General features: G+C 56.1%; 6 protein-coding genes and 2 pseudogenes. 4 read left to right on the forward strand and 4 right to left on the reverse strand.

Annotated elements, in window-relative coordinates; all coding sequences use genetic code 11:
* Positions 1-9: 9 nt before the first annotated feature.
* On the forward strand, positions 10-3,090 hold the full coding sequence (locus tag RYB09_RS27205) for an insecticidal toxin complex protein (RefSeq protein ID WP_410478304.1): 3,081 nt from the start codon (positions 10-12) through the stop codon (positions 3,088-3,090).
* A 52-nt stretch (positions 3,091-3,142) separates the two neighbouring features.
* On the opposite strand, the gene RYB09_RS12195 is transcribed toward RYB09_RS27205, so the two are convergent.
* Positions 3,143-4,165, reverse strand: coding sequence for a zinc-dependent alcohol dehydrogenase family protein (locus RYB09_RS12195; RefSeq protein ID WP_316888629.1), 1,023 nt, complete (start codon positions 4,163-4,165; stop codon positions 3,143-3,145).
* Positions 4,166-4,474: 309 nt separating this feature from the next.
* Between RYB09_RS12195 and RYB09_RS12200 the strand changes: the two genes are divergently transcribed.
* The 3 genes and pseudogenes from RYB09_RS12200 to RYB09_RS12210 form a co-directional block, all read left to right on the forward strand.
* The gene (locus tag RYB09_RS12200; protein ID WP_002553328.1) at positions 4,475-5,389 is read left to right on the forward strand and encodes a LysR family transcriptional regulator; all 915 of its coding nucleotides are present in this window, start codon (positions 4,475-4,477) and stop codon (positions 5,387-5,389) included.
* 288 nt (positions 5,390-5,677) lie between these two features.
* Positions 5,678-6,469 carry a hypothetical protein gene (locus RYB09_RS12205; protein WP_058408125.1) on the forward strand — a complete coding sequence of 264 codons (792 nt, stop codon included), beginning with the start codon at positions 5,678-5,680 and terminating at the stop codon, positions 6,467-6,469.
* A 60-nt stretch (positions 6,470-6,529) separates the two neighbouring features.
* A pseudogene (locus RYB09_RS12210) lies at positions 6,530-6,655 on the forward strand (IS5/IS1182 family transposase); the annotation flags it as partial.
* Between the two features lie 356 nt (positions 6,656-7,011).
* Here RYB09_RS12210 and RYB09_RS12215 read toward each other — a convergent pair.
* The 3 genes and pseudogenes from RYB09_RS12215 to RYB09_RS12225 form a co-directional block, all read right to left on the reverse strand.
* Positions 7,012-12,594, reverse strand: coding sequence for a DUF3320 domain-containing protein (locus RYB09_RS12215; protein WP_230016309.1), 5,583 nt, complete (start codon positions 12,592-12,594; stop codon positions 7,012-7,014).
* Between the two features lie 457 nt (positions 12,595-13,051).
* A pseudogene (locus RYB09_RS12220) lies at positions 13,052-13,336 on the reverse strand (integrase); the annotation flags it as partial.
* A gap of 338 nt (positions 13,337-13,674) precedes the next feature.
* Positions 13,675-15,327, reverse strand: a complete 1,653-nt coding sequence (locus RYB09_RS12225; RefSeq protein WP_410478305.1) for a methyl-accepting chemotaxis protein — start codon at positions 15,325-15,327, stop codon at positions 13,675-13,677.
* Positions 15,328-15,344 lie beyond the last annotated feature (17 nt).

Genomic DNA, 15,344 nt, shown 5'->3' on the forward strand with positions numbered 1-15,344 from the left:
TTACAGTTAATGCTCGAATTATTTAACGACATCGGCAACGATAGAGGTAATGAATTTTTGACACGAAACCATTCAGAATTTTTTAAAATAAACAACACAATAAATACACCCGAATACTTAATTAAACACATAAAAACCTTAAACCTTAAAACTGCTTCAACAAACGGAAACTTAACTGTCGCACTACCTTTCACATCGAGCAAAATATCATACGAAAAACGTGTATTCACCACCCACGAGCATCTTGTCACCTTCGTCCCAGTCAAGGCGTCGCCGAGCACGCTATCGACTTATGTAAAAAGACCACTGAACAAAACCTTACGTATTTCATTCAACTTTTTGCAGCAAATACCGCTGCCCAACGGCGCATCGTCTGCCCTTCAGGGTGATGCCGCCTTTGCCTCCATACAGCTGAAAATCCTTACCAAAGCTGCCGCTGACGAAACGTTCGTAGAGCGGGCCAGGAAAGAGGTAGTGGCCAATGGAGAGGCTTTTATCGAAGCAGACCTTGATGAGATTTCACCTGGTACTTACCAGGTGGCGTTGGTGGGGGTGGACCACTGGGTGGTCAATCAACTCCATGAAGTCAAAATAGTCTCGTCTCGAACGTCTACTCTATGGGACTGCAAAATCACCCGCAACCCGGAACAGGCCCTTTACCTGGAACTCAGTGGTATGCAAGACCTCCCGTTCAGCACTATCCGGCTCAACACGTTGTTCGGCAAGCAACTGGTCAGCCGGGCCACGCAGTCGGTTGATCGTGTGCTGGCATGGGATACACAGATGCTACTGGAGCCTGCCATCGACGCCGAAAGTACAGTTTCGGTGGACTTCCATGGTGCCAACGGGCGCTACTTCCGTGAATTATTCCTGCATCTCCCGTTTCTGGTCACCACACGTCTCAGCGAGGAGAAACAGTTTCAGGAGGCGTTACGCTGGTGTACTGAGCACTTGTTTGACCCTTACCGCACTGGCACTGGAGAACATGACCAACCTGCGCTGTGGAGTACTAGGCCGCTTGCCGACATCAGCACAGGCACGTCGCAGCTTGATGATTCTGTCGACCCGGCGATACGGGCCTTCACCTCGTCCCGTCACTACCGGCAGGCAGTATTCCTGTTTCTGGTCGAACACTGGCAGCGCGAGGGTGATCATTATTATCGGCACCTCACCCGTGACAGCCTCACGCAGGCCTGGCTCAGCTATCAGCAGGCGCTCAAGCTGATCGGCCAGATTGCCGAAACATCAAGGGGAGACAGCTGGACGGCTCAACCGTTGAAAGGCATCACCGAAGGGGCGTTCCGTACCCCGCTCAACGCCCGCCTTACCGATCTGCGCAGCACCATCGAACAGCGCCTGTTCAACCTGCGCCACGGCCTGACGCTTGACGGCAAGGCAATGCCATTTTTGCCACTCTACGCAACCGACGATCCGTTCAGCCATTCATCCGGGAAAGCCGGTGGACTCAGTTCCACCTATAATAGTGCCTTCGGCCTGATACCGGTCTATCGTTTTCCCGCACTGGTAACGAGGGTGCAGCAAGCAATAAGGGTGTTGACCGACATGGGTCGTCATCTGATGCATCTTATGGAGAGTGAATTTGACACATCACTGTCGGTGCAGCTACAGGACCAGCAAGTCCAGCTTGCTGACTTCACAATAAAGCTCCAGGCAGAAGCGCTCAACGCTGCCCAGGCAGGCAAACAGACGCTGATATCGGGTAAGCATGCAATAGATTTACGGCACACGTTTTATAGGGATCAGGTCTCCGAGGGGAAAACTGATCTTGAGTCTATAGCACTGCGTTGCAAGGTCGATGCTGCGTACATGGAAACTGCGACGTCGTTACCAGAGGCCGTAAAAGGAACGCTTGATGCGCTGCCCAATGTTTTCGGTATGGCAATGGGTGGTCAGGAATTTTCTGCTCCGGTGTCTGCCGCGATTGGTAGTGCTCATGCTTTGAGCAGAGCACTGGCCTTCGCGTCGGACAGATTGACTACCGAGGCCGAATACGAACGTCGCTCAAGAGGCTGGCAACTTGAAGTGGATCTCGCCGCTTTCGAAATGGCGACCCTGAACCAACAAATCGTCGAACAAGACATACTTATAAAATCTGCAGCAATCGCCGTCGAAGAAGCAAAAGCTCAGCGTATTGCAATGCAGGAAGCCTATGTGTCGATGACCACCGGCTTCACTATCATTCCTACCTACAACTGGCTGGTCGCGCGGATGAGCACTGTCTACGCCCCGGCCTACGATGCGGTATTGTCAATGGCTCTCGCCCTCGAAGGCGCCTGGCGCTATGAGATAGGCGACTACGAACATGCGCAGTTCATTCGCACCGGCGGTTGGAATGACAACTTCCGCGGCATGCTGGCCGGAGAGTCATTGCAACTGGATGTGCTGGAGATGGAAGCGGCTTACCTGCAGTCTTCCGAACGGCGCATGAACATTCGCAAAACGGTTTCGCTCAGATCCCAAGTAGGTATAACCGACGACGGTAAATGGCTTAAGACGTTGCAGGAACTGGGCACCAAGCCTCTGATGTTTTCCTTGAGAGCTGCTGACTTCGATCGTAACTATCCCGGGCATTATTTGCGCCAACTCAAGCATGTGTCGGTGTCCTTCAAGTTGCAATCCAGTGATCCGGACGGCTTGCAGAACCTCTGCGCTGTGCTTAACCAGACCGGCAGCACCACGCTGGTCAGACCGGATATCGAAGCCGCCAGGCTTTTGTACGGAACACGCAAGTCCAACCCGTACCTCAAGACCAATCTGCGCGCGCAACAGCAAATCGCGCTGTCTTCCAGCCTGTCGGACGACGGCCGGGGCATAGGCAGCGAAGCTTGGCTGTGCGAGCTGATGTTCGACGATGGGCGCTATTTGCCTTTTGAAGGGACAGGCGCGATATCGAACTGGACGCTGGAATTTCCAGATGCAGAAGTTGTGAAGCAATTCATAGGAAAAGACAACAAAGCTGCAGTTACCGACATTCAACTGCACATCGTCTACACCGCCGCAGAGGGTGGCAGTCAGTTCGCGTCATCCATCAAGCAATTATTGAAGGAGCAGGAAACGCCAAACTCCTGAATGCAAAAGCCCTCCAGAACGGAGGGCTTTTTTATTACAGGGCAAAAAAATATTAGACCGATTCGACTTCCAGCACCGCACGCCCACCAATCGGGCAGACGTCCATGTAACGGTGCGCCTGCACCACCTGCTCAAACGGGAAGCTGCGTGTCTGCAACGGCGCAAGTACCTTCTCGGCGGTCATTTGATTGATCTGCTGCAAGGCGCGTTGCAGTGCAGCCTCATCCTGAGCAATACCCAGTTCAGGCTTGCCGGTGAAATTGCCCAGGCAGTGCACGTAGAACTGAATGTTCTTCTGGAACGCAGCGCAGGCCGGGAACGGCGTCTGATTACCGCCTTGCAGGCCATACAACACAAGGCTGCCGCGTGGCGCGAGCACATCACCCATGATCGACATCTGCGGGCCACCGAGGCCATCGAAAACGGCATCGACACCACGGTTTTCGGTGTATTTGTTGATCGCCATCAGCAAATCCTGCTCTTCGGTGACCACCACCTTGTCGGCACCCAGCGACTGTAAATACTCACGGGCATCTTCGGTTTTGGTCGCGGCGATCACCCGAACGCCCAGCGCCTTGCCCAACTGCACGAAAGCAGGACCGGAACAGTGGCTGGCGTCGGTGACCAGCACGGTTTGCCCGGACTTGATACGCGCCAGGTCAACATAGGCAAAGTACGCCACCAGATACGGTGTGTAATGCACGCTGGCCTCGACCGGCGAAAGCACATCCGGGTAGCGAGTCAATGCCCGACGCGGCAATACGATGGTTTCGCCATAGACCGGGTGCTGGTTGGCATCGGCTGCCGGAAAGCTGGCGACCTTGTCGCCAACTTGCAAATCGTCGACCCCATCGCCCAGCGCAGTCACCACGCCAGCCATCTCATAACCCAGGCCAGCAGGCAGCCGGGCCTGGGTAGACGCGAGATTTTGTCGCCAGAGAACGTCGTACCAGCTGACACCGATGGCCTGGACGCGCACCTGCACCTCGCCGGTAACAGGCGACGCGACAGGATGCTCTTCGAGCTTGAGCACCTCGGCCGGGCCAAACTGGTGAAAACGGATCGTGCGGGACATTTAGAACCTCGCCTGGTAAACCTTGATGCCACAAACTTTATCCGGGCATTGCCGGGAACACTATCGGTGGCTATTGATAGTCGACATGCCTGTCATCGATTGTGTCCTGTGAGCTGCATGTCGCAGCCAGAAAGCGTCTGGAAGCCACGATGCGTAATGGCCGCCATTGTTCGCATGTCGACGAGACATTGCAAGCCATGTGGACATTCCGTGGCCTTGCCATTAATTTTCCCTGCGCCAGACCCGCATTTGCTCGTACTATCGCACCCTGCTCACGTCCCAACCGACAAATGGCCCGAGATATTCCGCATGAATCGTAACGACCTGCGTCGCGTCGACCTCAATCTGCTCATCGTTTTCGAAACCCTGATGCATGAGCGCAGCGTTACGCGTGCGGCGGAAAAGCTGTTTCTGGGCCAGCCAGCCATCAGCGCAGCACTTTCTCGTCTGCGTGGCCTGTTCGACGACCCACTGTTCGTGCGTACCGGACGGAGCATGGAGCCCACCGCCCGCGCCACAGAAATATTCGGCCTGCTTTCCCCGGCACTCGACTCCATCTCGACAGCGGTCAGCCGTGCTTCAGAGTTCGACCCGGCCACCAGCACTTCGGTGTTCCGTATCGGTTTGTCGGACGACGTCGAGTTTGCCTTGCTGCCCACCCTGCTCAAACGCCTGCGCTCTGAAGCTCCGGGGATTGTGCTGGTGGTCAGACGCGTCAATTACATCCTCATGCCGCCATTGCTGGCCTCGGGTGAAATCTCGGTCGGCGTCAGCTACACCCAGGACCTGCCTGCAAACGCCAAGCGCAAGGTTCTGCGCAGGAGCAAGCCGCAATTGTTGCGCGCCGACTCGATACCCGGCCCCTTGAGCCTCGACGACTTCTGCGCCCGCCCCCACGCACTGGTCTCCTTCGCCGGCGACCTGAGCGGGTTCATTGACGAGCACCTGGAAAAAATCGACCGCAAACGCCACGTCGTCCTCGCCGTACCACAGTTCAATGGCCTGGCGACACTGCTGACCGGCACCGACATCATCGCCACCGTGCCTGACTATGCCGCGCAGGTACTAACAGCCGCTGGGGGCGTTCGGTCTGAAGACCTGCCGATTGAAACCCGCACGTTCGAACTGCACATGGCCTGGAGGGGCGCGCAGGATAATGACCCGGGAGAGCGTTGGTTGAGGTCGCGGATTCAGATGTTTTTTGGGGATCCGGATAGTCTGTAGGGGTCGGCAGGCAGGCCGTTCAGCTGATCATTTCTACCTTTTCATAGACCATGGAGATCCATTCAATTCCAGTGGATTGCTACATTCGGGGGCATATTTGAGGGCATGCTTTGGATGGTTTCAAAAGGATGCCCCCAGCCTAAGGCCGAGCAGACTATTGATGAGGATAGCTCCGACCGGACTCTCTGTGAGTCGATAGACTGGCCTGAGGCTTTCAGCTGAACGTTGAACATGCAGCCGATTGACTCTCCGACATCACCACCATACGAGCATGATTGAGGATTCAAGATGGCTGAAAACGAGAAATTATGTGCGCTTTGCAACGATGAGCATGATTTACAAGACAGCCATCTCTTGCCAAAGCACTTTTATAAATACATAGATCGAATGAAGAAAAAGGGGACAAAAACTCAGTTCAAGACGGACGACAATCGCCTTAACAATCTCGGACGTCAGGTGACGCAGTATCTGCTTGGTAAAAACTGCGAACGCCGTTTCTCCACATACGGAGAGGACTACTGCGCAAAGCTGATCGCGCCCAGACCAAATGAAATGCCCATCATATATGATCATCTCAAGGGACTTAAAGACTCAAGCCTCTATGCTAAAGATGTTCCAGGCCTAGAATCGAAGAAAATATACTACCTTGCGCTCAGCATCATCTGGAGAGCATCGCAAGAGGGCTGGCCAAACTACAATTCTATATCCTTGCCAGAAGAAGACTCTCTTGCCATCAAGGACTATTTACTGTCGGACGGCGCACCTAACTTCCCAGCAGGCTACTATTTGGAGGTTAGTGTTTCACCACCGACTGATATTTGGACAACAACTTTCCCCACGCGCCTGAAAGACGGCACAATTTTCTTCAACTATAACCATCTCGAATTTCATATCAAAAAAGATCAGTTCTTGTTCGACCTGTATTCGCATCCCAACCAAGGTGCCGTACCAATAATTTATAAGCTGAACAGCAAGCGATCCAAAAATTTGATGACAGGTCAGATGAGGGCGTATAAAAACGCCACAGCATCCAAAAAGGTAGTCAGACTGGGTCAAAATTCGGGGAATACCGAAGCTTAAGAATCCCAAAGCAGTGAGCTAGCACGTTGTGCTCACTCAATCAACTGTTGAGCCCATACTGTCAAGGTGAGATTTCGCGGGCTGGCCAAGAACCATGCACATAGAACCACTTTGTTTGCCTTGTCGAACCTATGGATGTCGCGGCGACGTTTATTGGACATGGCAGGACAGGTGCGTCCGCCATGAGACAAATGGGCCCGATGGCCCTTCTGCAAGGCAAAAAACGGGTTTGAAAAGCGTTTTTTCGGGCCGTTTTTCTGATTTGCTGTCCCCACTCAAGTAAATTTCACCTTGACTTGGGTATTCACGCCTGAATAGTCGCGTGCTTCAGACCATCCCTAGAAAACGCAATATTCCACTACTGTCATTATCCCTACCTTAAGTTGTGCCTGTAAGAGGTTACGCATACGAAAGGCTGATGCTCAGATTTCCACGCTAAATAACGGTCTGCCCAGCAGTCCTCATCGTGTCGCCAGACGCCTCACCGACCGCAAATGTCTTATGACACTCTAGGACCGGTCAGGACGCCCCCAAGAAAATAGCTACTCCGGAACTTTCAGGAGGCCTTCTTCATCAACCAAACGACCACAGGCGACGACGTGCTCGACCATCGCCGCCACACGTTCTCGTACCGAAGCCGAGATAGCTCGGATGCCGATGGCGCGCGCAACGCGTTCGATGACCTGATCGCGGTTCGCGCCAAAGTTACGCGCTACGACGATGACGATGGCCTCTGCAAGTTCTGCCTCCGGTAGATACTCCGCCCGGCGGAGCGCCAGTGAAGATACCTGCGAACGATCGCGTGGAACGACAGGCGCGCTGGCCATGGCGAGCCAAACGCCGTCACGCACCACAGAGTTCTGGCGGACAGCCACATCGATGGCCCTTTCGACGGCGTCCTGAATCCGGCTACCAGCTCGCTTGGCGCCCCAGGCGTCACGGATACGGGACACGACCTCATCGGTATGCACGGGTCCCTCTATACGCACAACATTAACCGCAATCTCGGTAAGAACGCCGGTCGGGGTATCGTGGATTTCTTCCGAACGATGTGTTGGCCGCTGTGGGTTCGCTTCGACATACGGTTCGAAGGTGAAATCACCGTCTTCCGTCCTCAGCTCCCGTTCGATGGCAGCTGCATCGACAGCCTGCTCTTTTGAAAGGACCTCCTCGACTACGCGCTCGTCGAACGCAGCACGAGCCGCATCGATCTGCCGGCAGACAAGGTCGAGTTGCTCTTGTGGACGCTGGAACCAATCGGTGCTCCAGATACGGTGGAGGTTCCAGCCATGATCGAGCAAAACCTGCTGGCGAAGACGGTCACGGTCCCGGGCGGACTGGGCGCTATGATACGACGCGCCATCGCACTCGATGCCCAGGAGGAAGCGACCCGGGCGCTCCGGATCAGTCACCGCAAGGTCGATAAAGAACCCAGCCAAGCCCACCTGACGCTGGACACTGTATCCGCGAGATTCGAGAGCCGAGGCAACCTGCTCTTCAAATATGGAATCAAAGTCCCGTCCCGTGACGGCAGCCGTGTCGAGCTTTCCCGTGCGGGCATAGCGGAGAAAGATACGGAATGCCTCGATACCTTTGCGGCTGGCGGAAAATGCAGGATCGATGTGCTCATCGGTCGTTGAGGAGAACACCTCGCATCGCTGCTTGGCGCGGCTGATCAGCACGTTGAGGCGACGCTCGCCGCCCTCGTTATTGAGAGGCCCGAAACGCATGGGTACTTTGCCGCCTGGTACGGTCGGTCCATAGCCAACCGAGATGAAGATGACATCCCGCTCGTCACCCTGAACGTTTTCAAGGTTCTTGATGAAGAAAGGCTCACTGTTGCGGCGGTTGAAGAACGCCTCCACCTCCGCTGGCAAACCACGGCGGAGTACTTCAAGCTCGTCGAAGATGGCACGGCTTTGCGACGCGGAGAACGCTGCTACACCCAACGACAGATTCGGATGCATACGGGCGTGCTGGACGATAGCCTCAGCGACTACCTTGGCCTCTGGCCCGTTGACGCTCTTTACCGGTGAACCGAAGACGCCATCCCGAACATGGTGGAAGCGCAGGCCACGCCCACCCTCCTGAGTCCAGGGGCTAGGCACGATGAATAGCTTGTTTTCATAGAACTGGCGGTTGCTGACTGCAATGAGCGACTGGTGGCGACTACGGTAATGCCAGCGGAGCATGCGCATAGGCAGGCCGCGTGCGGTAAACAGCCCAAGGATGCTTTCAACGTCGCTGACCTTCGTTGGCTCATCCTCGTCAATGTCTTCATCGCCACTGGTGAGCTTGGCAAAGAAACTGGTTGGCGGTAGCTGACGAGGGTCACCGACCACAACCACCTGCTTCGCACGAGCCACCGCACCGAGGGCGTCGACCGGCTGAATCTGGCTCGCTTCGTCCATCACGAGCAGGTCGAACTCAAGTGCACCGGGCGGCAGGAACTGCGCGACCGACAACGGGCTCATCATGAAGACTGGCTTCAGGGCGGTGAGCGCAGGTGCCGCGCGTTCGACCAGCTTTCGCAGGGCCATGTGACCCTTCTTCTTCTGAATTTCCCCCCGAAGCACCCCGAGTGGGCCAATCGAACCACTGTCTCTTCGAGGAACATTCTGGTGGTGAGCCTGAACGACTTCGCCTGCCGCCGCTGCGATACGCAGGCGGTCAAGCTCGGCGAACTCGCGGACAATATGGCCGTGGGCGACGCCATCGAAGCGGCCCAGAGCCGGTTCAGCCTTCAGCACCCGACGGTATTGCCCTTCAAAATAAGCGAACTCGAACGCAGCGACCGCGCTCGTTGTCGATAGCCGTCCATCAGCAAGTCGGGCGACGAAATCCGCGCAACCGTCGCGAACGGCCCGTGCAGCACGATCGCGATAGGCCAGCCACCGGTGGAGTTCTTCCTGCTCGGTAACCCAGCGTGATAGCCGCCCTGTCAGGGAATCCAGATGCGCCTCATGGATGAGCGGCGCACCAACACTTGCTGATAGATCGAGTGCAAGCTCATCTGCGATGGCGTGGAAGGCGGTAGCGAGATGCACGGCCTGTTCGTCGAGAGCCTTGGCGCGAGGAATGAGAGCCTCACGCTCATGGACTCGACCGGCCAGCGCGCGGATGTCTCCATTGACTTTGAGCCAGCCAGCGGCTGTCGAGAGGGCGTCCCAATCACTGTCGAGCCCTCGCCACGCGGAGCCGAATAGTGCGCGGCCGAGGCTATCCCCATCTCGTACTCCCTGACGCGCCTCGCGTCCCGCATCGAGCCTTTCAAAAACGGCACAGACTGATTCTGCGCTAGTGGGGGCCTGGATCAGGAAGCCGCTTACCGTCGACCAGGCATTCGTGTGGCGGACGGCGAGCTGCAACAACGACTCGAGGTCGAGTTGTTCAGGCGCGGTGGCGTCGCCGAACGCCTGCGTTGCCTGTGTAAGAAAATCGACATGGACGCCGGACAGGTCGGGAGCGACCTGCGAGAGCAAAAGGCTTACGTACTTCGAACGCTGGGCGACATCATTCTTCTCAGGACCGCGGGAAGCGATGAGACGGGGTTCGGCCCCGAGCCCGCGCAGGGACCGCATCCATTCAACCAAAGCCACGAGCGGCGCGGAGACCGAGCTATCGCCTTGCCAGTCATCACCGAAGGCTGCCTTGCCAAAACTGTCTTCATTGCGCAGGACGCGCCGCGCTTCCTGACCGCGGATCAGGGTATCGAGAGAAGCCAGGGTCACCGGGAGAGGTTGGGCGGGCTGAACCAGGACCGAGCGCATGAGCTTGTTGGCTGCACGCCAGTCGCCACTGAGGAAGCGGAATAGGCTTGTGCCCTTCGCAGCGAGCGCGGCGCGGGCGGGACCTACGTCGATATCCCAAGCGAGCTCCTGGAGCTGACCTGCCAGTGACGTACGAACCCCTTCGAGCTCAGCGACGGTATGGGCGATCTGCCCGGCCCGCTCTACGCCTCCCTCCCATAGCTCGGAAGCGAACGTTTCGGGGCTCGCCGGTGGCGCATTTGCAACCCGCTCGCCGATCTTGGCGAGGCGGGCAAATTCGCCAGCGGTCGGCGCGCATTCGCGGCCCAGTGCGTGAGACAGACCGCGGGCAGCCTGCAATAACGCCGGGATGGCGTCGCGAACGGCGCAGAGGCGGCGAACGGCATCCGCATTGAAGTCACCAGGGCATTCGGTGAGCGCCTGCTGCGCCTCGTGGGTGTCCTCGTCCCATGCCTCAACATTGACTTCGGTCGACAGCGATTGGCGCAAGGCGGCAAAGCGGTGACCCAACGCTAGCAATGTATCGACCATCGAAACGTTTGACCAACCGTCATCTGCCATGGCAGCGGCATCAAGCACAGGCGCCACACTGATGCGCCGGGCGAGTGCGCTGACAGGGACCAGCTCTTTGAGCGTGCGCGGAAACTCGGCTTCAAGCAAACTGGCAGTAGCATTCATGTACTGGCGGGCGTTCTGGAGCTGGCCGCGCAGGGTTTCGATACGAGCGACGAGACGCTCACGATCGGTTGGTAGCATCGCTTCGATGCCCACCCCGGTAAAAGCGTGGTCGTCGGGTGTGCCGATGATCTCAATCCGTGTGACAAGGTCGCTCAGAAGTGTATGGCGCCGTTCGAAACCATCCGCCCCCCAAGCGTCGATTCCCTCCAGAACGACATCGTTGGGCATCACCCCCGCTTGCCGCAGGCGCGCGAGATGACCCATGACCTGGAATGGGGACAGACTGGATGCTGGGTCGACAGCATGGAGCCGCGCTACATGGCCGTTCAACTCGTCCCGCGCTTCGGTCAGGCGAGCAATTAGACTTCCGGTGGGAGCTGACTTCGGAGCTCCGAGATCCCAAGTGCGTCGGAGCTCATCCAGTACCGCGCGCTTGTTAGCCTTGTTGCTGTGGAGTTCCAGACAAGCATCGCCCACGCCCTTTTCATCAAGGCGACGTTTTACCACCTCGAGAGCAGCCATCTTCTCCGCCACAAACAGAACAGTTTTGCCGTCCTTAATGGCCGACGCAACGATATTGGCAATCGTCTGGCTCTTACCGGTGCCAGGAGGGCCCTGAATCACCATGTCGCGACCGCGACGCACCTCATGGATGGCAATAGCTTGCGAACTATCGCAATCGAGGATGTGGAGCATCTCCGCCGGCGGGATGACCGGATCGATGTTGGCGCTCTCGTCGAGCATACCCTCTCCACCAGGGAAGCCGTCGGAGAGCAGGCCTTTGATGAGTGGGCGATCAACGAGTGTGTTGCCCTTAGGCCACACGGCGGGGTCGAGGTCTCTATACATCAGGAATTTGGCAAAGGAGAAGAACCCGACGGTCATCTCATCCCGCAGCACTTCCCACTGGGGCTTGTCCGCCACCGCAGCCGCAACATCCGTAAAATAGGAATCGATATCGAAGCTATCGCTGGCTTCGAAGGCGGGCATACGAAGCTTGTGAATGCGGTCGAGGTATGCTTCCAACGACAGGTTAGATGCGACATCTTCAGCGCGAGCCTTGAGTCGGAATTTCTCGCCCGCCGTTCCGCGGTTCAACTCGACGGGAATCAGGATCAGGGGAGCATGGCGGACGTTCGCTGCATTGTTCGGATCGATCCACTTGAGAGCGCCAAGGGAGGCAAAGAGGACGTTCACGCCCTGTTCTTCTTCGAGCGTCTTTGAATTCAGGTACAGCTCGAGCAGGTGTTTTTGCAGACCCGTGCCCGTGAGCCGAGTCTGGAGCCTTGTGTCGCTGTGACGGGTGAGTACGCCCCTCTCGTCGACGCTGTCGTCGGGTTGGGCAAGCTGGTCGATTTCATCGGACTCAATGGCCGGCTTTGTGTCGTCGGCTGCCGAATCGTCATCGGACTCATCAGTCGCCGCCTTGCCGGCCAGGAAGGTAAACGCCTTTCCCTCCCGAACGAGGAGGCGATAGACCTCGGATGTCTTCTCATCAACGATCGCTATCGCCGAGGTACGGCTCGATCGCGGCATATTAAGGAGTCGATTTCGCGCTGAGAGGTCAAGCAACTGTGTACGCGCCTGCTCAAGCTTCTCGGCGTTGGGGAGCGTGCTCTGGAAAATCGATGCATCCATGGTCGAGTCGGGCGTTGCTGCTTCTGTCTTACTGTCCATCGTCATGTCCCTGGCGGACAATTTCCGCCGAACGAGCCCTTCATTGGGCGATCAGTCTATTTTCGCATCTCGGGCGGACATACGTTGGCTGCCGATAAGGCCAGGAGCCAAGTTGCGACCAGAAATCTCCTTCCAACATCGAAACTGCGTGCGCCTGTTCCAGATAGCATCCATATTAATCCACTGGGAGGCACTTCCAGTACGGTGATTTGATGTCGAGCAATCAATTTATGTAGAGGGCTGGATACGTGTGTCCATGCCGCTTCCTCTGTCACACCATTTGATAGGCTTTAGTGCGCCGTCCTCGGTGTGCGCTTGCCGACGTTTTCGCACAACCCGTTAAAACCAGGGACGACCACGCATGACTATGGTTTTCCTCATGCTCACTGTATCGCGACCTCGGCGACATCACCCCCGGACAGAGCTTGACGACTAGATTGACTTGGCCTTCTTCGTCCTCAAGATATTTGGCATGGTTATAGGCCGAACCCACCTTATTCGGATCAGCATGGGAACAACTGCGCATCTACCCAGATCTTGGGGTAGCCGATCTCTTTCAGTTCTATCGAAATGGTTCCGCGGATGCCGTAGCCAGTTATAAGACTCTCGTAATCCATTCGCTTCAAAGCTGCGTTGGGGGTGTTCTCGCTGATGCGTTTTTTGAGTTCGCGGTGGTGCGCAAGCAGGTGTTTCTTGGCTGGGCGCATTGCTTGCCTTAGAGATCGTAAATCTCGATCGCCCGTATATCCCGCGCTACGTGGGGCACAACTGGGGGCATAGTTTAGTTTTTCCGACCTGAAAATACTGCGCTAGGACCCAGTCAAAATGTTCTTCGGCGATCCCGATATTCTGTAGGGGTCGGCAGGCAGGCCGTTCAGCTGATCATTTCTGCGTTTCCACAAACCATAGAGCTCCATCCACCTCCAGTGGATTTCTACATTGGGGGCACATCTGAGGGCATGCTTTACCTCACTGCACACACGGGCGGCTGTAACTTGATCAAGCAATCAAGCCCTGCGGTGGAAGACCTACTCCTCAAGGCGTTCATGCTGGAACTGGATACAGCCCCCAAAACCGTTCTTACACAACAAACCGATTAACCAACTGATTCAGATTAACCGCCAGCTTCGACATTTCACCGCACGCACTCGCGGTTTGCGCGGCTCCCGCAGCACTCTGTGTCGCAAGCTCACGAATGCTGACCAGATTTCGGTCCACCTCTCGAGCGACGTGAGACTGTTCTTCAGAAGCGGTCGCGATCATGAGGTTGCGTTCATTGATTTGAATGATGGCCGTTGATATTTGATCCAGCGAGGTACTGGCCTCCTGGGCAACGCCAAGTGATTCGGTCGCAAGGTCTCTGCTCGTATTCATTGCCTTCACTGCCAGGTCAGAATCGCTCTGAATGGCAGCAATCATCTGCTCGATTTCTTGAGTAGACACCTGAGTGCGATGGGCTAAAGCCCGTACTTCGTCAGCCACCACCGCAAACCCACGGCCTTGCTCGCCCGCCCGTGCGGCTTCGATGGCGGCGTTCAACGCCAACAGGTTGGTTTGCTCTGCAATGGCCCTGATTACCTCGACAACCTTGGTGATGCTCTGAGCACGGTCTGACAACCCTTGAATCTGCTCGCTTGTGTTTTCAACGTTACCGTTCAGCTTTTGAATTGACTTTAACGTCTGAGCCACCCGTGCCAAACCTACCTCGGTATAGCCTTGGGTACGTTTTGACTCTTCGGAAGCTGACTCGGCATTACGAGCGACCTCATCAACGGCAGCGCTCATTTCTGTGACCGCTGTTGCTGCCTGATTGACTTCATCGTTCTGGGAAACAAGGCCGCGACTCGACTCCTCGGTAACCGCCGTCATCTCTTCAGACGCAGACGCCAGCTGATTAGAGGAATCGGATATCTGCATGATGGTGTTTCGCAGGTTTGCCTGCATCTGCGCGAGCGCTTTCAACAGTCTCCCCGCTTCATCAGTCCCGCTTACCAAGACCTCCTTGGAGAGGTCACTGGCCGCGATGCGCTCAGCGACAGACAGCGCGTCGTTAATCGGGGAGGTAATACTTTTCGTCAGCAGTAATGCCAAACCGACCGTCAAGATAACGACACCCGCTATCAGGCCTACAACAAGCCACAGGCCGTTTTCATAGAGATCCGTCGCAGTTTGCCCGGCCCGTGCAGCGCCTTCGTTGTTAAAGTTGGTGAGGTCTTTGATCTGCACCTCCATCGTGTTCGTCATTGGACGGATGCTGGTACTCACCAGGCTGACCGCAGCCGCAATATCACCCTGTCTCATCAACGGCTCAAGAATATCCAGTTGCTTGGAATAGGCATCGGCACTGTTTTTTACCGGAATATAAAGCGAGCGCTCCTTTTCATCGGCGATGAGGGGCTCATAGTTCGCCACCGCTTCGGTGAATGCCTTACGGTAGCCAGCGAAGCTTTCAATATTCTTTTGAATGGATTGAGGGTCAGCAAGGCCTCGCTGCGTTTCGAGCCTCAGGCGAAGGGTCGTGGTGTTCATCAACGACGTTTGGCGGATGCTGGCCATCCAATTGAGTTCGACGTCTTTCTCGGCGTCTCTGAGCTTGCCCATTTGCAGGACTGCAAATACCCCCAGCACGAATACCAATGCGATGATTGACGCGAAAAACAAGGCAGCTCGTGGAGCTAAATTGAGGTTTCGGAGGCGCATGCGAGATTCCTGCTTTTCAATGATGGCTGACATATTAAAGAGGCTATCGA

Origin of the sequence: Pseudomonas syringae group sp. J254-4, assembly GCF_032586855.1 — a bacterium.
Classification (GTDB): Bacteria; Pseudomonadota; Gammaproteobacteria; order Pseudomonadales; family Pseudomonadaceae; genus Aquipseudomonas; species Aquipseudomonas amygdali.

Bases quoted from the DNA above. Each gene is read 5' to 3' on its own strand.
- RYB09_RS27205 (WP_410478304.1), top strand. From the start codon at position 10: ATGCTCGAATTATTTAACGACATCGGCAACGATAGAGGTAATGAATTT.
- RYB09_RS12195 (WP_316888629.1), bottom strand. From the start codon at position 4,165: ATGTCCCGCACGATCCGTTTTCACCAGTTTGGCCCGGCCGAGGTGCTC.
- RYB09_RS12200 (WP_002553328.1), top strand. From the start codon at position 4,475: ATGAATCGTAACGACCTGCGTCGCGTCGACCTCAATCTGCTCATCGTT.
- RYB09_RS12205 (WP_058408125.1), top strand. From the start codon at position 5,678: ATGGCTGAAAACGAGAAATTATGTGCGCTTTGCAACGATGAGCATGAT.
- RYB09_RS12215 (WP_230016309.1), bottom strand. From the start codon at position 12,594: ATGGACAGTAAGACAGAAGCAGCAACGCCCGACTCGACCATGGATGCA.
- RYB09_RS12225 (WP_410478305.1), bottom strand. From the start codon at position 15,327: ATGTCAGCCATCATTGAAAAGCAGGAATCTCGCATGCGCCTCCGAAAC.